At 56.1% G+C, this 25,167-nt stretch carries 22 protein-coding genes; 16 read left to right on the forward strand and 6 right to left on the reverse strand.

The window, feature by feature from the left end:
- The first annotated feature begins 29 nt into the window (after positions 1 to 29).
- From H9X81_RS06435 to H9X81_RS06470, 8 genes are all read left to right on the forward strand, one after another.
- Positions 30 to 911 carry an energy-coupling factor transporter ATPase gene (locus H9X81_RS06435; protein WP_177502852.1) on the forward strand — a complete coding sequence of 294 codons (882 nt, stop codon included), beginning with the start codon at positions 30 to 32 and terminating at the stop codon, positions 909 to 911.
- A gap of 4 nt (positions 912 to 915) precedes the next feature.
- A complete protein-coding gene (locus tag H9X81_RS06440) occupies positions 916 to 1,785 on the forward strand; it encodes an energy-coupling factor transporter ATPase (RefSeq protein ID WP_204720694.1) in 870 nt (289 codons plus the stop codon).
- Positions 1,778 to 2,590, forward strand: a complete 813-nt coding sequence (locus tag H9X81_RS06445; protein WP_204720696.1) for an energy-coupling factor transporter transmembrane component T family protein — start codon at positions 1,778 to 1,780, stop codon at positions 2,588 to 2,590. Before H9X81_RS06440 ends, H9X81_RS06445 begins: the two co-directional genes overlap by 8 nt.
- Before the next feature lie 13 nt (positions 2,591 to 2,603).
- Positions 2,604 to 3,371, forward strand: coding sequence for a tRNA pseudouridine(38-40) synthase TruA (gene truA / locus H9X81_RS06450; RefSeq protein ID WP_204720698.1), 768 nt, complete (start codon positions 2,604 to 2,606; stop codon positions 3,369 to 3,371).
- Positions 3,343 to 4,548 carry a DUF5711 family protein gene (locus tag H9X81_RS06455; protein ID WP_204720700.1) on the forward strand — a complete coding sequence of 402 codons (1,206 nt, stop codon included), beginning with the start codon at positions 3,343 to 3,345 and terminating at the stop codon, positions 4,546 to 4,548. The genes truA and H9X81_RS06455 overlap by 29 nt, the downstream gene beginning before the upstream one ends.
- 45 nt (positions 4,549 to 4,593) lie before the next feature.
- Positions 4,594 to 5,307 (forward strand): CvpA family protein, encoded by a 714-nt coding sequence (locus H9X81_RS06460; protein WP_204720702.1) that lies wholly within the window; start codon positions 4,594 to 4,596, stop codon positions 5,305 to 5,307.
- A gap of 151 nt (positions 5,308 to 5,458) precedes the next feature.
- The gene (locus tag H9X81_RS06465) at positions 5,459 to 6,019 is read left to right on the forward strand and encodes a CDP-alcohol phosphatidyltransferase family protein (RefSeq protein WP_204720704.1); all 561 of its coding nucleotides are present in this window, start codon (positions 5,459 to 5,461) and stop codon (positions 6,017 to 6,019) included.
- A 191-nt stretch (positions 6,020 to 6,210) separates the two neighbouring features.
- Positions 6,211 to 8,487, forward strand: a complete 2,277-nt coding sequence (locus tag H9X81_RS06470) for an ATP-dependent Clp protease ATP-binding subunit (protein ID WP_204720706.1) — start codon at positions 6,211 to 6,213, stop codon at positions 8,485 to 8,487.
- 72 nt (positions 8,488 to 8,559) lie between these two features.
- Here H9X81_RS06470 and H9X81_RS06475 read toward each other — a convergent pair whose 3' ends face one another.
- The 4 genes from H9X81_RS06475 to H9X81_RS06490 all read right to left on the reverse strand — a co-directional run bounded on the left by H9X81_RS06475 (position 8,560) and on the right by H9X81_RS06490 (position 12,100).
- On the reverse strand, positions 8,560 to 8,937 hold the full coding sequence (locus tag H9X81_RS06475) for a DUF3139 domain-containing protein (RefSeq protein WP_204720708.1): 378 nt from the start codon (positions 8,935 to 8,937) through the stop codon (positions 8,560 to 8,562).
- A gap of 3 nt (positions 8,938 to 8,940) precedes the next feature.
- A complete protein-coding gene (locus H9X81_RS06480; RefSeq protein ID WP_204720709.1) occupies positions 8,941 to 9,336 on the reverse strand; it encodes a hypothetical protein in 396 nt (131 codons plus the stop codon).
- A gap of 245 nt (positions 9,337 to 9,581) precedes the next feature.
- The gene (locus tag H9X81_RS06485; RefSeq protein ID WP_191392757.1) at positions 9,582 to 10,793 is read right to left on the reverse strand and encodes an ABC transporter permease; all 1,212 of its coding nucleotides are present in this window, start codon (positions 10,791 to 10,793) and stop codon (positions 9,582 to 9,584) included.
- 14 nt (positions 10,794 to 10,807) lie between these two features.
- A complete protein-coding gene (locus H9X81_RS06490) occupies positions 10,808 to 12,100 on the reverse strand; it encodes an efflux RND transporter periplasmic adaptor subunit (protein WP_204720711.1) in 1,293 nt (430 codons plus the stop codon).
- 410 nt (positions 12,101 to 12,510) lie between these two features.
- On the opposite strand from H9X81_RS06490, the gene H9X81_RS06495 reads away from it, so the two are divergent.
- From H9X81_RS06495 to H9X81_RS06510, 4 genes are all read left to right on the forward strand, one after another.
- Positions 12,511 to 12,951: a GNAT family N-acetyltransferase gene (locus tag H9X81_RS06495; RefSeq protein WP_191392756.1), complete on the forward strand. Its 441-nt coding sequence runs from the start codon at positions 12,511 to 12,513 to the stop codon at positions 12,949 to 12,951.
- Positions 12,952 to 13,130: 179 nt separating this feature from the next.
- Positions 13,131 to 14,090, forward strand: coding sequence for an ATP-binding cassette domain-containing protein (locus H9X81_RS06500; RefSeq protein WP_177502651.1), 960 nt, complete (start codon positions 13,131 to 13,133; stop codon positions 14,088 to 14,090).
- Positions 14,087 to 15,751, forward strand: a complete 1,665-nt coding sequence (locus H9X81_RS06505; protein WP_204720713.1) for a CARDB domain-containing protein — start codon at positions 14,087 to 14,089, stop codon at positions 15,749 to 15,751. Before H9X81_RS06500 ends, H9X81_RS06505 begins: the two co-directional genes overlap by 4 nt.
- Positions 15,738 to 17,093, forward strand: coding sequence for an ABC transporter permease (locus tag H9X81_RS06510; protein ID WP_177502653.1), 1,356 nt, complete (start codon positions 15,738 to 15,740; stop codon positions 17,091 to 17,093). The genes H9X81_RS06505 and H9X81_RS06510 overlap by 14 nt, the downstream gene beginning before the upstream one ends.
- Positions 17,094 to 17,156: 63 nt before the next feature.
- On the opposite strand, the gene H9X81_RS06515 is transcribed toward H9X81_RS06510, so the two are convergent.
- Complete coding sequence (locus H9X81_RS06515; RefSeq protein WP_191392753.1) at positions 17,157 to 17,744, reverse strand: HD domain-containing protein; 588 nt, start codon at positions 17,742 to 17,744, stop codon at positions 17,157 to 17,159.
- A 150-nt stretch (positions 17,745 to 17,894) separates the two neighbouring features.
- Here H9X81_RS06515 and H9X81_RS06520 point away from each other — a divergent pair, with 150 nt between their 5' ends.
- The gene (locus tag H9X81_RS06520; protein ID WP_191392752.1) at positions 17,895 to 18,980 is read left to right on the forward strand and encodes a PfkB family carbohydrate kinase; all 1,086 of its coding nucleotides are present in this window, start codon (positions 17,895 to 17,897) and stop codon (positions 18,978 to 18,980) included.
- Positions 18,981 to 19,004: 24 nt separating this feature from the next.
- Positions 19,005 to 19,925 carry a pseudouridine-5'-phosphate glycosidase gene (locus H9X81_RS06525; protein ID WP_204720715.1) on the forward strand — a complete coding sequence of 307 codons (921 nt, stop codon included), beginning with the start codon at positions 19,005 to 19,007 and terminating at the stop codon, positions 19,923 to 19,925.
- Between the two features lie 81 nt (positions 19,926 to 20,006).
- Here the strand turns inward: H9X81_RS06525 and rnhA are convergent, their stop codons facing one another.
- Positions 20,007 to 20,444 carry a ribonuclease HI gene (gene rnhA, locus H9X81_RS06530; RefSeq protein ID WP_191392750.1) on the reverse strand — a complete coding sequence of 146 codons (438 nt, stop codon included), beginning with the start codon at positions 20,442 to 20,444 and terminating at the stop codon, positions 20,007 to 20,009.
- 445 nt (positions 20,445 to 20,889) lie between these two features.
- On the opposite strand from rnhA, the gene H9X81_RS06535 reads away from it, so the two are divergent.
- Together H9X81_RS06535 and H9X81_RS12010 are read left to right on the forward strand one after the other, a co-directional pair.
- Positions 20,890 to 22,962, forward strand: a complete 2,073-nt coding sequence (locus tag H9X81_RS06535; protein WP_345941528.1) for a ribonuclease J — start codon at positions 20,890 to 20,892, stop codon at positions 22,960 to 22,962.
- Positions 22,963 to 23,151: 189 nt separating this feature from the next.
- Positions 23,152 to 25,140, forward strand: coding sequence for a DHH family phosphoesterase (locus H9X81_RS12010; protein WP_204720717.1), 1,989 nt, complete (start codon positions 23,152 to 23,154; stop codon positions 25,138 to 25,140).
- Positions 25,141 to 25,167: the final 27 nt, after the last annotated feature.

Below are 25,167 nucleotides of genomic sequence, written 5' to 3' on the forward strand. Positions count from 1 at the left end.
GTATTTTTAGGCGAACGGGAGGAAAACCTGTGAAAGATTTTATCAGTGCGGAGGACATCAGCTTCGGCTATGAAGCGGACGACGGACAGATGATCCCGGTGCTGGAGAACCTCTCCATCTCCATCCGGGAAGGGGAGTTCGTGGCAGTGCTGGGACACAACGGCTCGGGCAAGAGCACCCTGGCAAAGCATTTCAATGCGGTGCTGCTGCCCAGCGGCGGTGCCTGTTATGTGGACGGCATGAATACCGCCGATGAGGACAAGCTCTTTGACATCCGGCAGACGGTGGGCATGGTGTTCCAGAACCCGGATAACCAGCTGGTTGCCACCATTGTGGAGGAAGATGTGGCCTTCGGGCCGGAGAATATCGGCGTCCCGCCGGCGGAGATCCGTCAGCGGGTGGACGATGCGCTCCGGTCGGTGGGTATGTATGAGTTCCGGGAACATGCGCCCCATCAGCTTTCGGGCGGACAGAAGCAGCGCATTGCCATTGCCGGCGTGATTGCCATGCGTCCCCGCTGCATTGTTCTGGACGAGCCCACCGCCATGCTGGACCCCCGGGGCCGTGTGGAGGTGCTCTCCACCATCCGGGAGATGAACAAGCAGTACGGCATCACCGTGGTGCTCATCACCCACTATATGGACGAGGCTGCCCAGTGCGACCGGGTTGTGGTGGTGGATGACGGCAAGATCATCCTGGACGGCACAGCCCGGGAGGTATTCACCCATGTGCAGCTGCTCAAGAGCCGCGGCCTGGATGTGCCCCAGTCCACCGATCTCGCCAATGACCTGGCAGACGCCGGGTATTCCATTGATCGCTCCATCCTCGGGGAGGAGGAGTGTGCCGATGCCCTGGCAGCCCTGCTGGAGGCACACGGCATCCATTCGACAAAACAGGCAGAGGAGGCATAGTACAATGAGTGTGATCAAACTGGACCATGTCAGCTATGTCTACTCCAAGGGCACTCCCTTTGAGAAAGTCGCTGTCAATGATGTGAATGTGGAGATTGAAAAGGGCGAGTTCGTGGGTGTGATCGGACACACCGGTTCGGGCAAGAGTACTCTGGTGCAGCATCTCAACGCCCTGCTGCAGCCCACCTCCGGCAAGGTGTATATTGACGGGGAGGATATGTGGGACGATCCCAAGCAGGTGCGGAAGTTCCGCTTCAAGGTGGGCCTGGTATTCCAGTACCCCGAGTACCAGCTCTTTGAGGAGACCATCTATAAAGATGTGGCCTTTGGTCCCACCAATATGGGGCTGTCGGAGCAGGAAGTGGACGAGCGGGTGCGTCATGCCACCGCCATGGTTGGCATCGACCCCGCTGACCTGGAGAAATCCCCCTTCGAGCTGTCCGGCGGTCAGAAGCGCCGGGTTGCCATCGCCGGTGTGATGGCGATGCGTCCGGAGGTGCTGGTGCTGGACGAGCCCACCGCTGGTCTGGACCCCATGGGCCGGGAACTGATCCTGGGCCAGATCCGGGAATATCACCGGGAGACCGGCAGCACCATTCTGCTGGTATCTCACAGTATGGAGGACATCGCCAACTATGCGGGCAAGGCACTGGTGATGAACGACGGTTCCCTTTATATGTACGACGATGTGGAGAAGGTGTTCTCCCATCAGAAGGAGATCGCTGAGATGGGACTTTCGGTGCCGCAGGTGGCCCGGATCTTCACCCGTCTGGCGGAGAAGGGCTATCCGGTCAATCCCAATGTGTTCCGGGTGGAGGACGCTGTGGCCCAGATCCGGGAACTGATCCGAAAGGGGGAAAATCTCCATGCTTAAAGACATCACCATCGGGCAGTACTTCCCGGGGACCAGCCCCATCCACCGGATGGACCCCCGGGGCAAGATCATCTTCATGGCGATCTATATTGTGGAACTGTTCCTGGCAGGCAACCTGCAGGCTATGGCAGTTTCCGCTCTGTTTATCCTCTGCTGCTATAAGATCTCCGGTATTCCCATCAAAATGATGCTTAAGAGCATCAAGCCGGTGATCATGCTCATCGTCTTTACCGGTGTGCTGAATATGCTCTTTGTGGACGGCAATGTCCTGTTCCAGTTCGGCTTTATCCGCATCACCGATCAGGGTGTGTTCTATGCCATTGTCATGGCGGTGCGCATCATCTGTCTCATCGCCGGCACCACCCTGCTGACCTATACCACTTCGCCCATCGTCCTCACCGACGGTCTGGAACGGCTGATGGAGCCCCTCAACAAGCTCCATGTGCCGGTGCATGAGATCTCGATGATGATGACCATCGCGCTGCGGTTCATTCCCACCCTCATTGAAGAGACCGATAAGATCATGTCGGCCCAGAAGGCACGGGGCGCCGATTTTGAAAGCGGCGGGCTCATGGACAAGGCCAGGAGCCTGGTGCCGATCATGGTGCCGCTGTTTGTGTCCTCCTTCCGCCGGGCCGATGAACTGGCGCTGGCAATGGAGTGCCGCTGCTATCATGGCGGAGCCGGGCGCACCCGGATGCGCCAGCTCAAATACCAGGGTGTGGACTATGCGGGCTTTGCCGTATCGCTGCTGGTACTGGCGGCAGTGGTAGCAGTGAACGCCTATTTCCCGTCCATTTACTAAAAGAGGAGGCACCATGAGAAATCTGCTGCTGCATATCGCCTATAACGGTTCCCGGTACCATGGGTACCAGGTGCAGCAGAACGCCGTTTCGGTAGCGGGGACCTTCCAGCCGGTGCTGGAAAAGATCCTGGCTGAGAAGGTGCAGCTCAAGGGCTGCTCTCGGACAGATACCGGCGTTCATGCCAACGACTTTGCTGTGTCGTTCAAGACCAACTGCCGCATCCCCTGTGAAGGGCTGGTGCGGGCACTCAACAACGATCTCCCGCCGGATATGGCGGCGCTGCGCTGTGAGGAAGTGGACGAGGAATTCCATGCCCGGTACAGCTGTACCGGCAAGCGGTATATCTACAAGATCCGCAACAGTGAGATCCGCAGTCCCTTTGAACAGGATCAGGTGTGGGTATACTACAAGTACCCCATCGATGCCGAGGCGCTGAATGTCGCCGCTCAGGGGTTCATCGGAACCTATGACTATCAGGCGTTCTGCAGTCCCGGGGGCAGTGTGGAGGACACAGTGCGCACCATCTATGAATTCACCGTCCGCCGGGATGGGGAGATGGTGGAATTTTCTGTGACCGGCAGCGGGTTCCTGTACAACATGGTGCGCATCATGGTGGGAACGCTGCTGGCAGCAGGCATGGGGAAGATCCCCTGTACGCCCGAAGCGATCCGGGCCATTGTTCTGAGCAAAAACCGTGCCCGAGCCGGCGGAAGGGTTCCGCCCTGCGGGTTGTATCTGGATAAGGTGTACTATGAGCCGATCGAAGGACAACAGAGCTGAAAATATCACCGATCTGCGGCAGCTCCGGAAGGAGCGCAGCCGCCGGCGCGCCTGGAAGCGTCTGGGGATCTTCCTGGGCATCCTGCTGGGTGCCTGGCTGGTTGTCAGCGGCGTCCAGGGCTTTTTCAGCGGAACCTACATCGAGGACATCAACAGTTTCCTGGCGATGTACCTGCCCGGCGATGGCTTCCCGGTGGAGGTCACCGGGTCGGATGTGGTGAGCCTGCAGAATGCCGGAGGAGATCTGGCGGTCATCGGACAGAACCGGGTGCTGTACTATAACCCCAATGGACGGAAGGTGCGGGAGATCCGCCACAACCTCTACAATGTGGACGGCACCTGCTACCGCTCCAAAACGCTGCTCTATGACCGGGGCGGCAACGATCTGAAGGTGTACAGCGGGGAGAAGGAGCTCTTTTCCCAGAGCTATGCCAAGTCCATCTACTGCGCGGAACTCAGCAGTTCCGGCAGTCTGGCAGTGGCGACCCGGTCGGATACCCATACTTCCCAGGTGACCGTCTACAATGACAAATTCGCCTCCATCTATGAGTGGTACTCAGCGGAGGGGTATGTGCTGGATCTCTGTCTGCCTGCCTCGGGCGAGGTGCTGGCTGCCGCCACCCTGGAAGCCCAGGACGGACAGCTGGTGAGCAGCGTCAATCTGCTGGACCTGACCCGGAAGCAGGAGACCCGCCGGATGGACTTCACCGGAGAGATCATTGTGGATATGGCGGTATCGGGCGGGGATCAGAACCTCTATGTCCTCACCGACAAAAAGTTCTATGAGATCTCCCTTTCGGCGGCAACGGTGCTGAATACCTATGATTTCAGTGCCCAGGGCCTGTGGTATTACCACTTTGACGAGGGGATCTTCACCCTGGTCACCGGCAACTATGTGGAGGAGCGCAGCCTGAATGTGCTGCGCCTGACCCCGGGCTTTGCCGAGCCGCGGTACGCAGCCTGTACGGATCATTTCATCGATGTGCGTTCCGATTCGGGACACACCTATGTCCTCACCGACAATGAACTGCATGTCTATGACGCGCAGATGCAGCCGGAGGCAGTTTACGATACGCCGGACGCCAGTTCGCTGGAACTCATCGGCGATGATGTATACTATCTCACCGGCAGCAGTCTGGAAAAACTCAGTCACCAGCAGCAAAAAGAGGAGGAATAATCAGCTTCTCTGCCGCTGCAAACTCTATTGAATCTGGAGGTGTCCATGAATATTGCTTCTATCCTGATGGATCTGGCTGTGGTATTGATTGTAATCTGGCAGGTACGCCGGGGCTATCACAACGGCCTGATGCGTATGCTGATCGAATGCCTTTCCTGGCTGGCAGCCGCTGTACTGGCTGTGATGATCAGCTATGCCATCTCCGGTACCATCTATGATATGTTCTTTGCGGGCCGCATCACCGAGGCGGTCACCAACGCCATCCTGGAAGCCGGTTCGCCCGAGGCCTTTGCTGGCTCCCTGGAACAGACCCTGGCCTCCATGCCTGAGGCCATCCGTTCGGCGGCGGAATTCCTGATGGGCGGTGTGGATCTCTCCGCAGTGACTTCGGCACAGGCCGCGGAGCTGGCCCAGACAGTCACCGACTCCATTGTACGTCCGCTGATCACTTCGGCCATCCAGCTGGTGAGTTTCCTGATCCTGTTCGCCCTGGGGCTGATGGTTCTGCACATTGTCGCCATTGCGTTCGGTGCCTTCAACTCCATTCCGCTGGTGGGCGGCATCAACCGGGCTCTGGGCGGTGTGTTCGGACTGGTCAAGGCGGCGGCGATCCTGTTTATCCTCACCCTGGTGCTGCAGTTCTACTTCACCTTCGGCACTCCGTCGGGTGTGCTGACACCCGCTGCGGTGCAGGAGAGCTTCCTCACCGAAATTTTCTATGACAACAATCCGCTTTCCCACTTCCTGAATGTGGGTTAAGCAATTATACCATTTTACTGGTATTTCATGGCATAATATGGTATACTGAAAACAAGCTGAACAGAGCCGCTTCCACAAGCGGCAGAAGAGCGGGTCGCAGGGGGGCGGCACGGTCGATGGCAGCCACTTTGATCTGGAAAGGAGCCATTCTGTGACTATCCCAAACTGTATTTCGCTGTTCCGTATTTTTCTGGTGCCCTGCTTTGCCTGGGTGTTCCTCACTGCCAGCCTGCCGGAGGACTTCACACTGGCGGCTGTGCTGCTGGTGGTGTCCGCTGTCTCGGATCTGCTGGACGGCTGGATCGCCCGGCGCTTCCACATGACCAGCAAGCTGGGCAAGATCCTGGACCCGGCAGCTGACAAGCTCACCCTGTTCGGGGTGTTTGTCTGCATGTGGGCCCGGTATCCGGGATTCTGGCCGCTGTACAGCCTGTTCATTGCCAAGGAACTGCTGATGGCTGCCGCCAGTGTGTTGATCCTGCGCCGCAACCATGAGATCGAGGCGTCCCATTGGTTCGGGAAGCTCTATACACTGGTCTTTTATGTGGTGTCGGTGATCTCTGTGCTGGATACCCGTCCGGTGTCCCTGCTGCGTCTGGGATTCTGGTGGGGCATGAGCCTCTTTACTATTGGCTGTTTCGCGCTCTATATCCCGGTATTTGTCCGGCAGTGGCAGTCGCAGAACGACTCGGAACCGCTTGGACAGGGCTGAGATTAGCACTCTCAGCATGAGTGTGACAACAATTTAATTGTTTTTGTCAGAATTGTCATTTTCTGTTCATATCCCATCGCTATAATACCATTGTGAGCAGGAATGTTCCGGACCTGTTTTCACCCTCCGGTGAAGGACAGGTCTTTGCTATATAAAAATAACGCGGCTTCCGGGCTGCGGGAGGAGGGCCTATGAAGAATTTTATGTGTACCCGCTGTCACAAGCGGCCTGCGGTGATCTTTATGAGCCGTATGGAAAACGGACAGATGGTCAACGAGGGGCTGTGCCTGCAGTGTGCCAAGGAACTGGGAATCCCTCAGGTCAAGGATCTGATCGACCGCATGGGCATATCGGATGAGGATATTGAGTCCATGAGCAATCAGATCATGGATATGATGGGGGACGAGGACGGGTTCGAACCGGGCGGCGCTATGCCGTTCCCGATGATGAATATGTTCGGCGGCCCGCTTCAGCAGGAGGAGGAAAATCTCCCGGCTGAACCCGAGGAACCGGCTTCGGATGAACCGGGTACTCCGGCCCAGGAGAAAAAGCGCCGGAAGATGAAATATCTGGACAGCTACTGCGAGAACCTTAACGACAAGGTGCGGCAGGGCAAGGTGGACCGGATCATCGGACGGGACAGCGAGATCTACCGGGTGATGCAGATCCTCAACCGCCGTACCAAGAACAATCCCTGCCTGATCGGTGAGCCCGGCGTGGGCAAGACCGCCATTGCCGAGGGCATTGCCCAGCGGCTGGTGGAGGGCAAGGTCCCGCCCAGCCTGCTGGATAAAGAGATCTGGCTGCTGGATCTCACTGCCCTGGTGGCAGGCACCCAGTTCCGGGGCCAGTTCGAAAGCCGGGTCAAGGGCCTGGTGGAAGATGTCAAGAAGGCGGGCAATGTGATCCTCTTCATTGATGAGATCCACAACCTGGTGGGAGCCGGCGATGCGGAAGGCTCGATGAATGCCGCCAATATCCTCAAGCCGGCGCTGTCCCGGGGCGAGATTCAGGTCATCGGCGCCACCACCTTTGATGAGTACCGCAGCCACATCGAAAAGGATGCGGCTCTGGAGCGCCGGTTCCAGCCTGTAACGGTAAATGAGCCGTCCATCGAGGACTCGGTACAGGTGCTGGAGGGCATCAAGCAGTATTATGAGAACTACCATCATGTGAAGATCAGCGACGAGATCGTGCGCCGCTGCGTGGTGATGGCAGAGCGGTATATCACCGACCGGTACCTGCCGGACAAGGCCATCGACCTGATGGATGAGGCCGCTTCCTGCTGCAATATGGAGAACAAGAAGCTGATTGAATACAGTGAGCTCAGCCGCAAGCTGGAGCGTCTGGATCAGCAGGAAACCGAGATGCAGCAGGCCGAGAATGTGGACTATGAAAAGCTGGCAGAACTGCGCAGCGAACGCCTGCGGCTCAAGGATCAGGCAGAGGCAGTGGAGCAGGAAGCCCTCTCCGCGGAGGTGACTGTGGACCATGTCGCCAAGGTCATCGAGCTGTGGACCGGCATTCCGGCCTCCAAGATCAAGGAGACTGAGCTGGCAAAGGTTGCCGGCCTGGCAGATGCCCTGAAAAAGAAGGTCATCGGTCAGGATGAGGCTGTGGATCTGGTGGCAGCAGCCATCCGCCGCAGCCGGGTACAGATCAGCCCCAGACGGCGTCCGGCCTCCTTCATCTTTGTCGGACCCACCGGTGTGGGCAAGACCGAGCTGGTCAAGGTGCTGGCTTCCGAGCTGTTTGACACCGCCGACCCGCTGATCCGCCTGGATATGTCCGAGTATATGGAGAAGCATTCGGTTTCCAAGATCGTCGGTTCGCCGCCCGGATATGTGGGCTATGACGAGGCCGGACAGCTCACCGAAAAGGTGCGCCGCAAGCCCTATTCGGTAGTGCTGTTTGATGAGATCGAAAAGGCCCATCCCGATGTGCTCAACATTCTGCTTCAGATCCTGGACGAGGGCCGGATCACCGATTCCCACGGGCGGACGGTGTCCTTTGAGAACACCGTCATTGTGATGACTTCCAATGCCGGAAGCAATGTGCGCAGCTCTGCCATGGGCTTCAACCGCACAGCGGAAGAGGCGGAGAAGAACCGTGTCATGAAGGCGCTGGGCGACTTCCTCCGTCCCGAGTTCCTGGGGCGTGTGGATGAGATCGTGGTGTTCCGGGCTCTGGACGAGAACGACTACACCCGCATCGCTGGCCTGCTGCTGGACGAGATCAAGGGTCCCATGCAGGAGAAAGGCATCCTCTTCGGCTATGATGAGGACGCTGCCCGCCTGATTGCCAGGAAGTCCTTCGGCGACCGGAGCGGCGGCCGTGCCATCCGGCGGACCATCCGCCGGGAGGTGGAGGACCGCATCGCCGAGCTGCTGGTGGAGCGTGCCGGTGATCCTCCGGCGATGCTGAAGGTCACTGCCGGAGGTGATGAGATCCGCCTGACCTATGCCTGATGAAAGAGAGATAGAACAAAACAAAAAGGGCGTGCCCCCATGAAAGAGGGGGTACGCCCTTTTATTATGCACTTATTCTGTGGGCTGGAGTGCGAATTTCCAGGGGAGGGGGGGATATATCAGCGACGAATGGTCTGTGATACTGCAATTTTGCTCATCATAGACGATGAGCATCATTGCGTGATATCCCCATCTGTTTTTGAAAAAGTATTGGTACTGATACCGCAACCCTGGTGCCTCTTTGTAATGGACAACAATGTAGTAAGAATTTTGTGTATACTCTTTCTGATAAGTAAGAGAGAGGAAAGAATTAGGATCCACTCCCTGCAGCTGTGTGTAAGCCTCAAAAGTCCGCTCTGCATAGTGCCGCTGATACGGGAAGGAAAAGAGCAGCCAGCCGGCAAGGAACAAAGTGACGCAAAGCAGTGCGCCGATCAGATAGCGTTTCATAAGTCACAACCATTCCTGAACAAGGTCGAGATTGTGGATCGTATCCGGAAGGGAGTAGGGGAGCCGTACGCCCCAGGTGGGTCCGTTTGCGGCAGATGGAGTATGACCGTAATAATAAGCCTGCCAAACCAGTTTGGAGCAGTAGGTTTCGTCTGTAGATTCCAAGTCCATCGTAATTACATATTCGGCATCAGAATCCTTGTATGTGTCCTCTGCCCACTGCGCCGCATCTTCAGTAATGGAAGAATCGCTATGGCGATAAACTTTGTTCCAGCCTTCATCATATTGCAGATATGCTCCATCTGGCATTGTGCTATCCATTTGGGGGCCGGCAAAGGCTGTGGCTGTCATCGCAAAGAGCATCACAGCAGAAACTAACAAACTAACGATTCGCTTCATATTTTACGCATCCATTTATTATAAGTATTGAATCATATTATTCAACAAATGTCAATAAAAATATGAAAATCATACAGTGTATGCGCTTTTCTTTTGAATGTGCAGGCGTTTAGCGGGCAGCAGTCCGTATTTACGCACGCGGCACATGGCCGAACACACAGGGGTATGTCCGCCGCGCAAAAAATCCCCCGGCCGGGCCGGGGGATTTTTACTGTATAGGATGGATGGGATTTTGCTGTGGCTTCTCAGTCGTGCCGCAGCGCTTCGATGGGGCTCATCTGGGCAGCCTTCTTCGCCGGGTAAACGCCGAAGATGATGCCGACACCAGCCGAGAAGAGCACAGTACCGATGATGGAGATCGGGGTGAATACCGGCGGGAATCCACCAATGGTACAGAAGATATAAGCGCCGATTACGCCGAATACCAGACCGATGAGGCCGCCGATCAGGGTGATGATGGTGGACTCGGTGAGGAACTGCAGCAGAATGGCATTGGTCTTGGCGCCCAGGGATTTGCGGATACCGATTTCCCGGGTACGCTCGGTTACCGATACCAGCATGATGTTCATAACGCCGATACCGCCGACCATCAGGGAGATGGCAGCCACCGCCGCAATGAAGTTGGTCACCAGACCCATGACATCGTTGATCATATCCAGCTGGGAGCTGAGATCCTGGGAGTAGTAGATGCTGCGTCCGGCATTGTTGTGCCGGGCTTCCAGGATGCGCACAGCGGCATCACTCATGGCGCTGTTCTGGCTCTTGTCGTTGGAGATCAGGTAGAGGCTTGAGTACTGGGCCTTCTCATTGAGCAGGGTAAGTCCCGAATTGAGCGGGACATAGAAGGTGCCGGGCAGGAAGTCGAGCATATCATCGGTGACAAAGCCGCTGTACGGGCTCTTGCAGACGCCGACAATGCGGTAGGACTTCATGTTGTCCTTGTATTCCAGGGTCACTTCCAGGCCGATGACATCGGTGGTGCCGAAGAACTTCTGGGCTACCACATCATCGATGACACAGACATTCCGGGCACTGAGGTTATCACTTTCCGTAAAGAAGCTGCCGCTCACCATGCTGACGCCATTGGCGGTTTCCATGCCTTCGGTACCGCAGTAGATGGAGGCCATGATGGTGGATTTGCGGAAGCTGCCGGTGCCATATCCCGTGAGCTGGGGTGTGGCAGCCCGGACCATTTCATTTTCCAGAAGGGCTTCAATATCCTCGTTGGTGATGAGGTCGTTTTCGCTGCCCTCTTCGGTATCCACCGAGATGATGACGGTATTGGTGCCCACAGCTTCGAGCTGGCTGTTCATATAGGCACGGACGCCGTCACCGGCTGCGATGATGGTGATGACCGATGCGATACCGATAATGATACCCAGCATGGTCAGCAGCGCCCGCATCTTGTTGGAGCGGATGCTGTCAATCGCCATCCTCAAATATTCTTTCATCAGCATCAGTCAGCCCTCCCTCAGGCCAGGATCAGGCTGGCAGATGTCATATTCTCGATGTTGGCAGGAGGATTGGTGATGACAATATCCCCCTCATTCAGGCCTTCCAGTACCTCAACCGAGGTCAGCGAGGAATTGCCGGTGGTGATGTATACCTTCTCCGGACGGTAGGTGCCGTCGCCGTTGTCCCGGGCCACATAGCAGTAGTCACCGGTGCGGTCGGTCTTGGAGGCCTCAATGGGAATGGTCAGGCAGTTTTCGTTGAGGTAGGTTTCAATATCCAGCTCTGCCGAGATGCCGGGCACTACACCCTCCGGATTGTCCAGGGTAACTTCGGCACGGACCGAGTCATCCTTGGCAACCGAGTCGATGTGGGTGACCGTACCGGGATATTCCACGCCGCCGATGGTGGCAGTGGCCTTCTGGCCCACCTGAATATCGCCGATGTCATACCGTCCGATGTTGAACTCTACGGTGTTGGACTCGGAGGTCAGGATGGAAACAGCCACAGTGCCCTTGGCGGCAGTGCCGTAATCGGTGACGCCGATGGTCTCGATCACACCGTCGTGCTGGGCATAGATATCCTGGGGCAGGTTGTTGTAGACATCCTCTGCTTCGTCCAGGGTCATCTTGGTCAGCTCAAAGTTGAGCTGCTGGATCTTGATGTAATCGGCCGAGGGGATCTGCTTTTCCAGCGCTTCCTTCTGATCTTTGGCGGCTTCCCACTTGCTGAAGTAGTTATTATAGAGGCGGTTGGCCTCGATCAGATCCTCATCTGTGGTGTTGCCGATGGTTTCGTAGTCCTCGTAGTCCTTCCACTTTTCCTTGTAGAACTCGATGTCCTCGATGCAGTCGTCCAGGTCCTCCTTCAGATCCCAGTAGTCCTTTTCGGTTTCATTGAGCTGCAGACGGGCAGTTTCATAGTTGATGGTCGCCTTCTTGTAGGCGTCCACCGCGTCGCTGTTGTCAAACTTGACAATGAGGTCACCGGCCTTGACACTGTCGCCGACCTCAAAATAAACCTTTTCCACTTCTGTGGTTTCAGGAATGGGGTACTTCTCCAGACCATCCCCGGCTACATTGGCAGAAAAGGAAACTGTGGTGCGGATCTCACCCATGGAAGCGGCGGCGCCGTTCAGAGTGGGCTTGTATGTAAGAGTTCCGTAAACACAGCTGCCCAGCGGAACCAGAATCAGTGCTGCTGCAACAATCAGCGCGATCTTTTTCTTGCTGAGCTTCTTCTTTTTGGGTTTTTCTGCCGGCTTTTCAGCAGGCAGCTGTTCCGTTTTCTGGATCTCAGTCGTTTCTTCCATTTGTTTTACGCCCCTAAACTGTAAAGATGTTCCGCCTGTCCGCAGCGGATGCACTGTATCCAGCACCCGATCCGGGCAGGGTTTGTGTATGCGAAAACAGCCGAGGCTCCCCCAATAATCCAAATTCCGCAGCGCGCGATACAGTGCCGCTGTGAAACAGCCGTCGGGATTTCGCCGGATCATTGGCTCTCCGGGCGTTCTCCGGCGCCTGGACAGACCAACATAAGCTAAAGTATATACTTCTCTATATATAAAGTCAAAGGATAATTTATGAAGGAATTGATAAATTTGTAAACAAGCCGTCACCGGACAGTAAGAAATCTGTGGCAGGGGGTTTGCCAAAAGCGGGCCGGCTATGGTATACTGGGCAGGATATTATATGCCCAAAGCAGAATCAGGAGGAATAAAACATGGTAATTCGTCATCTGAAAGCGGAGGATCAGGCAGTGTTCCTCGCGTTTTGTCAGGATTTCTATTCGGGCGGTGCTGTACTGCATGCTGTGGACCCGGATAACTTCCGCCGCACCTTTGAAGCCTGCGTCAGCGGAAACCCCTATACCGAAGGATTCCTGCTGGAAGTGGACGGACAGCCGGCGGGATATATCCTGGTATCCCATACCTGGAGCAATGAAGTGGGCGGCATGGTAGCCCTGCTCGAAGAGCTGTATTTCACACCCGAGTTCCGGGGCAAGGGTCTGGGGACCCAGGCACTGGAATGGTTCCGGGAACAGTATGCATCGGCCCGGCGTCTGCGTCTGGAAGTCAACCGGGAAAATGAGGGCGCGATCCGGCTGTACCAGCGCAAGGGTTACCACTTCCTGGAATACCTCCAGATGGTGGAAGAACACTGAGCTGATTCCCGGGCAAATGCGGTTGTAAAGCCGACTTTGGTATGATAGAATGGATTTGGCAGCAGATCCGGTAAATTTTTCACCGGGCTCTGCAACAGACTCCTGTTTTTTTGACACAGTAACTAAAGACGGATAAACCAATACAAGGCAAAAAAACCGGTTCCATTGGGGGGGATCGCTTGGAAACCATCATCACCATCAAGGATCTGCGAAAGGTCTATAAGCTTGGCAGCGAAAAGGTTGTAGCACTGGACAATATCAACCTGGAGATCCAGAAAGGCCAGGTATGCTGTATTCTGGGTACATCCGGTTCCGGTAAGAGTACCCTGCTCAATCAGTTGGCTGGTCTGGAAAAACCAACCCGGGGCGCTGTTTACATAGGCAAAAACAATATCTCCAAATTCGGAGAGGACCGTCTGGCGGCATTCCGTCAGCGGAACATCGGATTTATCTTCCAGTCCTATAATCTGATGACTTCCCATACAGCACTGGAAAATGTGGCAATGCCGCTGATGTTCCGGGGCGTACCAAAAGCAAAGCGGGAAAAGATTGCTGCACAGATGCTGCGGGAAGTGGGACTGGAAAAGCGGATGCATCACCGGCCCAATCAGATGTCGGGTGGTCAGCAGCAGCGAGTGGGAATTGCCCGGGCGTTTGTGGCAAGTCCCAAGATCATCTTTGCGGACGAACCCACCGGCAACCTGGATACCAAAACCACCATTGAGGTAATGGCAATGATGGTGCGTATGTGCCGGCAGAACAACCAGACCCTGATCCTGGTTACCCATGACTCCTATCTGGCGCAGTATGCGGACCGGATTGTGACGCTGATCGATGGAAAGATCGTCAGTGATGTGGAAAACAAGTCGATTGTGGACCGCATGAGCAATGAGGAGATTGTGGAATACTTCCTGTCGGAGAACGCCAATCTGGCGGAGACGACGGTGCTGGAGAGCGAAGAGGAGATCGAAGCGATCCGGCAGGAGCTGCAGGAAGAAAAGCAGGCAGAAGGGGGAGAGCCGCCGGTGGGAACGGCAGCATCCACCGCAGGGGAAGAACCTGCACCGAAAGCGGAACTGCCAGAGCAGGAGAGCCCGGCTGACACCGCAGAAGAAAATCTGGAGGGAAACAAACAATGATAAAAAAGACTTATGTGCGGGTGATCACCCTGCTTCTGGTCGCGCTGATGATCCTGGGCGTGATGGCTCCGGCCTTCACCTCATATGCGGCGAGTTCGCTGTCGGTTATCAACAACAGCCCCAGTGTGGTTAATGTGACCGGCACGCCGCAAGCGGATAAACTGTCCACTGGCACACATTATTTCAGGATTGTTGGTTCGGATATGAAACTGTATGTATCAAGCAGCTCATCCAGCCAGGGTGAGGACACAAATGTGGACTGCAAGGACAAAAATTCAGTTACATATGCAGGCCTGAATTTTGCTACAACAGACGGAAGCAACTGGAAAGAGGATGCCAGTTTCAGTATTACGGTTATGAGTACTACGACAGATGGTGATGCTCAGATTATTGCTTCCAATATTACAGGAAGCTCCCGCATCACAAAGGGACGTTCTGTTTCCTTGAATCTGACGATTCTGGATACAAGCCTGCGTTTTGGAAGTCAGAAAGAGGCAGAAGATGCTGTTAAATCCAGTGCCTATGTTTCTTTCAAGCAGGGCGATTTCAAACGCGGCACTGCCAGCGGGGATAACCTGACCAATATTACCGTGGGTGCCGGTAAGAACCTGCAGTATGACATTTCCATGACTGACCTGGTTTATACCGGTTCCGGCGATACAGTGGAATTTGTTGTGGGATACACCTATGACGGTCAGGACTACAAGTACAATATGAGCATGAAGATTCCGGGCTGCATTCCCTATGTGGATAAGGACGATCCGGAGGAAGATGATGAGGATGTGAACCTCGACCCGCTGATCCCGCATATCATTGTCAGTCAGTATGACTACGGTACCACACAGGTTTCGGCCGGACAGGTCATCGACCTCAACCTCTCCTTCGAGAACACCAGCACCCAGTATGATCTGGACAACATCGTGATGAAGATCACCACTCCCGACGGCTTCTCCATCACCAGTTCGTCCAATACCTATCACTTCGACCATCTGGATGTGGGCGAAAGCATCTCCAAGACCATCAGCATGCAGGCCAATCCCAATGCGGAAGCCCAGAGCTATGCCATCAATATTGAGTTTTCCTTCCAGTACATCGCCAATGACACCCGTAAGAGCGGGGAGTCGTCCGAGAGCATTTCCATTCCGGTAACCCAGCCGGACCGCTTCTCGGTGGACGAGATCCAGGTGCCGACCAGCCTGTATGTAGGCGATGAATACAATCTGTCGATCAATTTTGTCAACAAGGGCAAGACTCAGGTTTACAATGTCACTGCGGAACTCCGGGGCAATATGCAGAACAGCGGAGAACGCAGCTTTATCGGCAATGTAGCTTCCGGTGCTGAAGAGAGTGCTGATTTCTATGTTACTCCCACCGAGGCCGGCAAGATGGAAGGCGAAGTGGTCATCAGCTATGAGGACGCCAGCATGAATGTACGGGAAGTAACCCGTCCGTTCACCATCATGGTAGAGGAAATGCCCTATGTGGACCCGGGCATTGATTTCCCCGTAGTGGACCCCCAGCCCACAGAGGAACCCAGCCTGTTTACAGTACAGAATGTGGTTCTGTTTGTAGTGGCAGCCGGAGTTGCCGGAGCCACCGGATATATGACTGTCCTCAAGATCAAGGCCAAGAGGAGCGAATTCGACGATGAAGATCTCTGATCTGATTACCATGTGCGTGCAAAACCTGCTGCGCCGCAAGGTGCGTACACTGCTCACCGTTGTGGGTGTAGTAGTGGGTACCTGCGCCATTGTGGTAATGATCTCCATTGGTGTAGGCATGCAGGCCAGTACCGATGCCATGCTTGCCAGCATGGGTGATCTGACGCTGATCGAGATCTATAACTATGGCTCGGGCGGCGGCAGCAATACCCAGGCCAAGCTGGATGATGAGACCCTCAAGCAGATCTCCCAGATGGACGGGGTTGTAGTTGTAACCCCGTTCTATCAGGCCTATGACATCAATGCCAGTATTTTTGCCGGCAAGGGCGACCGCTATGAGATGAGCCTTTCCAATGTGGTGGGTATCTATCCCGAAGCGCTCAGTTCGCTGGGAATCGAACTGGTGGATGGAAATGGTTTCCCCACCGAGAACCTCAAGCCCTATGGCATTGTCTTTGGTGAAAAGGCAGCCTATGCCTTCCGGGACAACAAGAAAAAGCCGGGCTACAACTATGTGGATTCCTGGCCCGATGCCAACGGCAATGTAAAGGATCCGTTCGTGGATCTGAAAAAGGATAAGCTGCGCATCCAGACCGGCTCCAATGACGAGGATAAGGAAACCAAGGTCTATACCTACGATCTGACCTATTACGGACGGATGAAGGAGGACTACAACAAGGGTTACGAAACCTCGCAGGGCGCCTATATGGACATTGACGATCTCAAGCAGATCCGCAATGACTACTATAAAGCCAATAATATGAAGCTGCCGGAGGATACCGGATACCAGAATGCCAAGGTCAAGGTGACCGACATCAGCAAGGTATCGGAAGTGCAGAAGGCCATTGAGGACATGGGCTTTTCCACCTGGTCCCTGGACAGCATCCGGGAACCCATGGAGGAACAGGCCAAGCAGCAGCAGCTGATCCTGGGCGGTCTGGGTGCCATCTCGCTGTTTGTAGCGGCGCTGGGCATTGCCAATACCATGATCATGTCCATCTATGAGCGTACCCGGGAAATCGGTGTTATGAAGGTGCTGGGCTGCTTCGTAGGCAATATCCGCACCATCTTCCTGATGGAAGCCGGCGCCATCGGCTTTATGGGCGGCGTTATCGGCATTATCCTCAGCTATATGATCTCCTTCGCCATGAATACCTTCGGCTTCTCCATGAGCGGCTCGGATATGTCGTCCTATTACGGCACCGATGTATCCATTATCCCGCCGTGGCTGGTAGCCCTGGGACTGATCTTTGCCACCTGCATCGGACTCATATCCGGGTTCTATCCCGCCAACCGTGCAGTCAAGATCTCGGCGCTGGAAGCCATCAAAACCGACGGTTAAACGCACAGAACATCACAAAAAAACACGGGACAATCCTGTCCCGTGTTTTTTATTTTGTATGGATTACCGGCGGGTCACAGCCGAGGTGTGATGCTCCCGCAGATAGGTGCTCTCCAGATCCGCCAGGTGCATCTTCACCGCCAGGGGGTACTTCTCAAAGGCAAGGCTCAGAGCAAAGCTGCCGCCCCGGACTGCGTCGTCAAAGCCGCCCATGTGCCAGCGGATGGCCATGGCCTCCGAAGGCTTGAGCCGCAGGAACCGCTCGATGAGATAGACCGACTTCTCCCCGTGACCATAGGGGAACTGATCCTCCACAGCATAATAGGGAACCTTTTCCCAACTGCCGGTTTCCTCATTCTTCACATTCCGGGTGGATACCTTATAGAAGTTGGCCTTGCACAGGTCATGCAGCAGAGCGGCAATGGCAAAGCTTTCGGGGTTGTCGGTGCCCTCCTCAAAGTAGCGCTCCATCAGGGTGTGGTAGACGCTCAGCGAATGCTGTACCAGACCGCCCTCACAGGCACAGTGGAACTTGGTGCTGGCAGGCGCGGTGAAAAAGTCGGTGGTCTCCAGCCAGGCCAGCAGTTCCCGGGCTCCTTCCCGCTTGATGTTCTCGGTAAATATGGCGATAAATTCTTCTTTGGGTGTCATGGCGCATTGCTCCTTTCCCGTTCTCTATGGTCAGTATACCAGATTTTCTCCCCGAGAAAAAGCACTTGATTTTTTGGAAAAAGGGCGTTACAATATTTTTCGGAGTAAACATTTATTCAGACAGCTTAATTTTTGCTTATGGGGTGCGGTATGATAACAGAACGGGAAAGACAGCTGCTGGACTGGATCGCGGAGAATCCGCTGATCTCCCAGCAGGAGCTGGCAGACAAGGCGGGGATTACCCGGTCATCGGTGGCGGTGCATATCTCCAACCTGATGAAGAAGGGCTTTATCCAGGGGAAAGGCTATATCCTGCAGATGAGCCCCTATGTAGTGGTAGTCGGCGCTGTGAATATCGACATTGCCGGTATGCCCTTCCGCCGGCTGGTGGGCAAGGATTCCAATCCGGGTACCGTGCATATGTCCCTGGGCGGCGTGGGCCGGAATATTGCCCACAATCTGGCGCTGCTGGATGTGGAGGTCAAGTTCATCACCGCCTTTGGTGAGGACATCCATGCCGGAGAGATCCAGCACAGCTGCCGGGAAAACGGCATTGACATCACTCACAGCCGGAGTGTGAGCGGGGCATCCACCTCCACCTATATGTTCATCACCGATGAAAACGGCGATATGCAGCTGGCGGTTTCGGATATGGAGATCTATTCCTATCTGACCCCGGAGTACATCGCCTCCAAGCTGGATGTGATCAACAACGCCAGCCTGTGCGTCATCGACACCAACCTGCCCGCTGAGACCATCCAGTATCTCTGCGAAAACTGTACAGTGCCCATCTTTGCCGATCCGGTGTCCACCGCCAAGGCGGTGAAGCTGCTGCCGGTGCTGGGAAAGATCCACACCATCAAGCCCAATATGCTGGAAGCAGCACTGCTCACCGGCATTCCGGTGACCGATGAGCGGTCGGCCCGCAAGGCAGTGGATATTCTGCTGGAACTGGGTGTGCGGCAGGTGTTCCTCTCCATGGGAGCGGCAGGGGTGCTGTATGGCAATGCCCGGGGCAAGAAGCGCATTCCCAACTACCCGGCGGAGATCCGCAATACCACCGGTGCCGGTGACAGCTTTATGGCGGCGCTGGTGATGGCCTATCTCAGTGAGTTTTCCACCGAGAAGGCAGCCCGGTGTGGACTGGCAGCCGCTGCCATCTGCATCGAAGGGGAGAATACCATCAACGAAAAGCTGTCCAGACAGGCCGTACTGGACCGGATCAGCGAAAACTGAGTGCATTACAGGAGGAATTTTACGATGAAGAATCTGGAGAAATATCTGGTTGTAGCACCGGAGGTAAAAACAGCACTGGAAGCCGGCAAGCCGGTGGTAGCACTGGAATCCACCATCATTTCCCATGGCATGCCCTATCCCAAGAATGTGGAAACTGCCCTGGAAGTGGAGAAGATCGTCCGGGAATGCGGCGCTGTTCCGGCTACCATCGCCATCATCGGCGGCAAGCTGACCGTGGGCATCACCCCCGAGGAGATTGATCACCTGGGCAAGAAGGGCCTGGCTGTGACCAAGGTGAGCCGTCGGGATATTCCGGTGGTCTGCGCCAAGGGTGAGGACGGCGCCACAACCGTAGCTGCCACCATGATCCTGGCTGACATGGCTGGTGTAAAGATCTTTGCCACCGGCGGCATCGGCGGCGTACACCGCGGCGCTGAAACCACCATGGACATCTCCGCTGACCTGGAGGAGCTGGCCCATACTTCGGTGATGGTAGTCTGCGCCGGCGCCAAGGCCATTCTGGATCTGGGCCTCACCCTGGAATACCTGGAAACCAAGGGTGTGCCGGTGATCGGCTACCAGACCGAGGAACTTCCCGCCTTCTATACCCGCAAGAGCGGCTTCAAGGTGGATTACCGCATGGATACCCCCGCAGAGATCGCCGAGGCCTTCCGTGCCAAGATGGAGCTGGGTCTGGACGGCAGCATGCTGGTGACCAATCCCATCCCCGAGGAGTACTCGATGGATCACGATGCCATCTACAAGGTCATTGATGAGGCCATTGCCAAGGCCAAGGAGCTGGGCATCCATGGCAAGGAGACCACTCCGTACCTGCTGGACGAGATCCAGAAGATCACCGGAGGCGACAGCCTGGAAGCCAATATCCGCCTGGTTTACAACAATGCCCGTCTGGCCTCTGCCATTGCGGTAGAGCTCAGCCGCTGAGCGGTATCATAACAGAAAAAATCCCCCTGCTGCCCTTGAGTGGGTGCAGGGGGATTTTTGTATGTTTGCGCAGGGGAGAGGTCAGCGGTGCTTTTCGCTCTGGGCCACTGCCAGACGGTCGCACCGTTCATTTTCCGGGTGACCGGCGTGTCCCTTGACCCAGACGATCTCCACCTGATGGCGGCCCAGCTGGGTGAGCAGCTCTTCCCACAGATCGGGGTTGAGCGCCGGTTTACCGTCGGATTTTTTCCAGCCGCGCTTTTTCCAGCCGTAGACCCAGCCTTTCTGCACACCATCGCAGAAGTACTTGGAATCGCTGTAAACGGTCACCATGCAGGGCTCTTTGAGCGCCTTCAGTCCTTCGATCACAGCGGTGAGTTCCATGCGGTTGTTGGTGGTGTCATGAGCGCCGCCGCTGAGTTCCTTTTCATGCTCGCCATAGCGCAGGATCGCGCCCCAGCCGCCCGGTCCGGGATTGCCCGAACAGGCGCCGTCGGTATAGAGTTCCACTTTTTTCACAGGTTTGCCCTCCTTCATGGGGGATAACTCTGACAGTATAGCATTCCGGCTGTGGGAAATCAAGCATCCTGCCTGACTAATCTGTCCGGAAGCAGCCATACTAATAAAAACGACAAATTCAGTACCTTTGCCAGTTTTGCAGGGGCTCTATTGACAGAATTGCATAAAAAGTGTATGATAGCAAGTAAGAGAGTGTTCGTAAAATTCAGCGGTATGCGGCATCGGAGCGGAACAGTGCGGTGTCGGGTTGCCATACGGCTGACTGTGCTCCCCGGGCAGAGAAGTCCCCGGGGCGTACCCTGTTTGTGCGGATCGGACGGGAAGCGATCCGTTTGATGTTTTACAGTACATTCAGTCCTGGATGCGTTGCAGACAGGCTTTTTTCCGTTACAGAAAATTAAATCGCACATCGATATTTTGAATGAAAGAGAATGGAGGAAATTCGGTGGCAGATGAGAAAACTATGAAGCCCATAAACGAATCAGAATCAAAACAGGACCGGCCCAAGCGCCGGTATCACCGCAGAAGCAATAAGGCAGCCAAGCCCGCCGCGGAGGAGACTCCGGCAGCATCCGGGGAGGAGCTGGTATCCACCCCGAAGCCCAGCCGCAGCCGCAAAAAGACCCTGGATGAGGCCATTGCCGCTGTGATTGGCGCCACAGCTGTTTCCGAGCCGGAAAAGCCCCGGGAGAAGAAGCAGTCCGGCAGCCGGAAGAAGAATAACCGCCCCGCCAAGGAGAATGCTCCGGCAGAGCAGGCAGCTCCTGCCGCACAGGCGGAGGCTCCGGCTCAGGAAGCGCCCCGCAAGAACCAGAAGAACTCCCGCCGCCGGGGTGGGAACAACAATAATACCGACCCCAATGCCCGGGTGCGGATCATTCCCCTGGGCGGTCTGCATGAGATCGGCAAGAACATGACCGTCTATGAGTGCGGCGAGGATATGTTCATTGTGGACTGCGGTCTGGCTTTCCCCGATGACGAGATGTTCGGCGTGGATGTGGTAATTCCCGACTTCACCTTTGTGGAGAAGAACAAGGATAAGATCCGCGGCATCGTTATCACCCACGGGCATGAGGACCATATCGGCGGTCTGGCCTATCTGCTCAAGACTGTGAATATCCCGGTGTATGCCACACGCCTCACCCTGGCGCTCATCGAGGGCAAGCTCAAGGAGCATGGCCTGCTGGGCCGGGTGAAGCTCATTGAAAAGCACCCCGGCGACCATATCAAGCTGGGCGGCTTCGATGTGGAACTCATCGCCGTGAACCACTCCATCCCCGATGCCTGTGCTCTGGCAATCTCCACCAAGGCCGGCCTGATCATCCAGACCGGCGACTTCAAGGTGGACTTTACCCCGGTGGCTGGCCCGGTCATCGACCTGGCCCGGTTCGGTCAGCTGGGACAGCAGGGCGTTCTGGCACTGCTGGCAGACTCCACCAATGCCGAACGCCCCGGCGCCACCAAGAGCGAACGGGTGGTGGGCGATACCTTTGAGACCCTGTTCAAGAAGGCGGAGGACCGCCGGATCATCATCGCGACCTTCTCCTCCAATGTCCACCGTCTCCAGCAGATCGTGGACTGCTGCGTCAAGCACGGACGCAAGCTGGCGGTTTCGGGACGCAGCATGGTGAACATGGTGGAGCGTGCCGCTGAGATGGGATACCTGAATATCCCCGAAGGCACTCTGGTGGATCTGGATGTGCTCAGCCGCTACCCCGACAACAAGCTGGTGATTGCCACCACCGGAAGCCAGGGCGAACCCATGAGTGCCCTGACCCGGATGGCCATGAACGACCACCGCAAGATCACCGTTACCCCCAACGACTTCATTATCCTGTCGGCATCGCCCATCCCCGGCAACGAGGAGAGCGTCACCCGGGTGATCAACGCGCTGCTCCGGCAGGGCGCTGAGGTGATCTATGAAAAGACCTACGACCTGCACACCTCCGGTCATGCCCAGCAGGACGAGCTCAAGCTCATGCTGGCACTGACCAAGCCCCGGTTCTTCATGCCGGTGCACGGTGAATACAAGCACCTGAAGAAGCACTGCGACCTGGCAGCTGCCATGGGGGTTCCCAGAGAGAATATGGTGATCGGCGAGATCGGACGGGTAGTAGAACTCTCGCCCGAACAGATCGCCCTGGGCGGCACTGTTCCGTCCGGCTCTGTGATGGTGGACGGCCTGGGTGTGGGCGATGTGGGAAGCATCGTTCTCCGGGACCGCAAGCACCTGGCTCAGGACGGCCTGATCATCGTGGTGGTGGCGATGGATTCTGCCACCGGAGAAGTGGTGTCCGGTCCGGATATTGTATCCCGCGGCTTTGTCTATGTACGGGAGGCCGAGGATATGATGAGCGATGCCCGTCGGGTCTGCCTGCGGGCTGTGGACCGCTGCCGGGAGCAGGAGGTCCAGGACTGGGGCAGCATCAAGAATGCCATCAAGGATCAGCTGGGACAGTTTGTCTGGGGCCGCACCAAGCGCAGCCCGATGATCCTGCCCATTATCCAGGAAGTCTGATGCGTTTTCACGCAGCATAAACAGCGTTTTAATATACCACATCCGTATCATTTTCGAAGTGACAAATGAGTGCGGGTGTGGTATAATCTTTTTCAGAATTAAAATGCGGGTTGTTGCCGCTGGACGGCACAGACCGCTTTTCTGTAAAAATTCCCGCGGCGAACCGCGTTTCGGAAAGGAAGGTTCACGGTGCGAAAACGACTGGCGCTGCTCTCCACCATTTTCGGCTCGATGTTTCTGCTCTGTGTGGCAGTAACCGGTGTGGCTGCCATGGTGGACCCCCGGACACTGGCGGTATCGGTCAGTGTGTTCCTGGTGGGTATGCTCATCATCTTCGTGCAATATCACTACATCACCGCGGGTACCAGCCGGTACCTGCATCAGCTGGGCGAGGAGGTCCATGCCCTGCAGACTGAGGCCTCCATCGGGCATCCGCTGGCGCTTACCGTGGTCAGCGATACCGGGGAGATCGTCTGGTACAACCGCAAGGCGGAACAGCTGCTCGACGGCAGCAGTACGCTTCAGCTCTACGGACGCATGATCTCCGATTTTATCGGCAATACCGATTTCCGCCAGCCCACGCCGGAGAAAGGCTTCGGAGTGCGCATCGGCGGACGGCAGTACTCCATGTACGCCAATGAGTATGATTCGGGCAGTGAAACCGAAAAGCTCTTTGCCCTCTATTTCGTGGACGACCACGATCTCAAGCACTATACCGATCTCTACTTCAAGACCCGTCCCGCTGTGATGCGCATCATGGTGGACAACTATGACGAGCTGGTGCAGAATGCCCGGGAAAGCGACAAGACCCAGGTGCTCTCGGAGATCGACTACCAGATCACCCAGTTCGTGGAGAAATACGGCGGCGTGGTGAGTCAGGTGGAAAAGGACCGCTACAATGCGGTCTTTGAGGACAAATTCATGCAGCAGATCATCCAGAACCGTCTGGATATTCTGGATACCATCCGCAAGATCGAGATCAGCGACCGGGTACCCTGTACCCTGTCCATCGGTATCGGACGGGAGGCGCCCTCCATCAGTGAGGCGGACGAGATGGCCCGTCAGGCACTGGAAATGGCCCAGGGCCGCGGCGGCGACCAGGCCGCCGTGCGTACCAAGAACGGCTACGATTTCTATGGCGGTCTCTCCAAGGGCGTGGAAAAGCGCACCAAGGTCAAGACCCGTATTGTGGCCCAGGCACTCAGCGAGCTGATTGCCTCCAGCAAGAATGTCATCCTCATGGGACACCGGTTTGCGGATATGGACTGCTTCGGTGCGGCAGTGGCGCTGCACAAGGCAGTGACCCAGATGGGCAAGCCCGCCTGGATCGCCATCGATCCCGACAGGAACATGGTGGATCTGCTCTACCGCCGGGTGGCGGAGAATGGCTATCGGGAGTATCTCAAGGCCCCGTCCGAGCTTATGGACGTGGTGGAGGAGGGCACCCTGCTCATCGTGGTGGATACCCATTCCAAGACCATCATCGAATCCCGGGAGCTGTATGAGAAGTGCCGCAGCGTGGCGGTCATCGACCACCACCGCAAGCTGGTGGAGTATATCGACAACGCCACCATTTTCTATCACGAGCCCTATGCGTCTTCGGCCTGTGAGATGGTCACCGAGCTGGTGCAGTATCTCAGCGGCAATATCCGTCTGACCCGGCTGGAGGCCGAGGCTTTGCTCGCCGGCATTATGCTGGACACCAAGAACTTTGTTTCCAAGGCTGGTGTGCGCACCTTTGAGGCGGCGGCTTATCTGCGCCGTCTGGGTGCCGAAACAAGCGATGTGCGCAAGTACTTCAACACCTCGCTCTCCGATTACCAGCAGCGCATCAAGCTGATGGCATCGGCGGAGCTCTATCATGGCTGTGCGGTTGCCAGCACCAACCAGATGATCGAGGACATCAATGTGGTGGCAGCCCAGGCAGCGGACGAACTGCTCAATATCAATGGAGTGGCGGCGTCCTTTGTCATGTATGAGACCGGGCGGGGCGTGAACTTCTCGGCCCGTTCCATGGGCGAGATGAATGTGCAGATCATCATGGAGAGCCTGGGCGGCGGCGGTCATCTGACCATGGCCGGAGCCCAGCTGTCCGACTGTACGCTGGAAAGCGCCCGTCAGCGGCTGTTTGAAGCCATTGATGACTATCTGAGCAAAAACCCGAGACCCGCCAAGTAAACTGCGGTACAGCCGCAGTCCGGCGGA

The organism is Hydrogenoanaerobacterium saccharovorans (genome assembly GCF_016901815.1).
Lineage (GTDB): Bacteria > Bacillota > Clostridia > Oscillospirales > Ruminococcaceae > Avimicrobium > Avimicrobium caecorum.

What these genes read in the sequence shown, in the direction of transcription:
- H9X81_RS06440 (WP_204720694.1), top strand. Translation starts at nt 916, where the DNA reads ATGAGTGTGATCAAACTGGACCATGTCAGCTATGTCTACTCCAAGGGC.
- H9X81_RS06445 (WP_204720696.1), top strand. Translation starts at nt 1,778, where the DNA reads ATGCTTAAAGACATCACCATCGGGCAGTACTTCCCGGGGACCAGCCCC.
- truA (WP_204720698.1), top strand. Translation starts at nt 2,604, where the DNA reads ATGAGAAATCTGCTGCTGCATATCGCCTATAACGGTTCCCGGTACCAT.
- H9X81_RS06455 (WP_204720700.1), top strand. Translation starts at nt 3,343, where the DNA reads ATGAGCCGATCGAAGGACAACAGAGCTGAAAATATCACCGATCTGCGG.
- H9X81_RS06460 (WP_204720702.1), top strand. Translation starts at nt 4,594, where the DNA reads ATGAATATTGCTTCTATCCTGATGGATCTGGCTGTGGTATTGATTGTA.
- H9X81_RS06470 (WP_204720706.1), top strand. Translation starts at nt 6,211, where the DNA reads ATGAAGAATTTTATGTGTACCCGCTGTCACAAGCGGCCTGCGGTGATC.
- H9X81_RS06475 (WP_204720708.1), bottom strand. Translation starts at nt 8,937, where the DNA reads ATGAAACGCTATCTGATCGGCGCACTGCTTTGCGTCACTTTGTTCCTT.
- H9X81_RS06480 (WP_204720709.1), bottom strand. Translation starts at nt 9,336, where the DNA reads ATGAAGCGAATCGTTAGTTTGTTAGTTTCTGCTGTGATGCTCTTTGCG.
- H9X81_RS06485 (WP_191392757.1), bottom strand. Translation starts at nt 10,793, where the DNA reads ATGCTGATGAAAGAATATTTGAGGATGGCGATTGACAGCATCCGCTCC.
- H9X81_RS06490 (WP_204720711.1), bottom strand. Translation starts at nt 12,100, where the DNA reads ATGGAAGAAACGACTGAGATCCAGAAAACGGAACAGCTGCCTGCTGAA.
- H9X81_RS06495 (WP_191392756.1), top strand. Translation starts at nt 12,511, where the DNA reads ATGGTAATTCGTCATCTGAAAGCGGAGGATCAGGCAGTGTTCCTCGCG.
- H9X81_RS06505 (WP_204720713.1), top strand. Translation starts at nt 14,087, where the DNA reads ATGATAAAAAAGACTTATGTGCGGGTGATCACCCTGCTTCTGGTCGCG.
- H9X81_RS06510 (WP_177502653.1), top strand. Translation starts at nt 15,738, where the DNA reads ATGAAGATCTCTGATCTGATTACCATGTGCGTGCAAAACCTGCTGCGC.
- H9X81_RS06515 (WP_191392753.1), bottom strand. Translation starts at nt 17,744, where the DNA reads ATGACACCCAAAGAAGAATTTATCGCCATATTTACCGAGAACATCAAG.
- H9X81_RS06520 (WP_191392752.1), top strand. Translation starts at nt 17,895, where the DNA reads ATGATAACAGAACGGGAAAGACAGCTGCTGGACTGGATCGCGGAGAAT.
- H9X81_RS06525 (WP_204720715.1), top strand. Translation starts at nt 19,005, where the DNA reads ATGAAGAATCTGGAGAAATATCTGGTTGTAGCACCGGAGGTAAAAACA.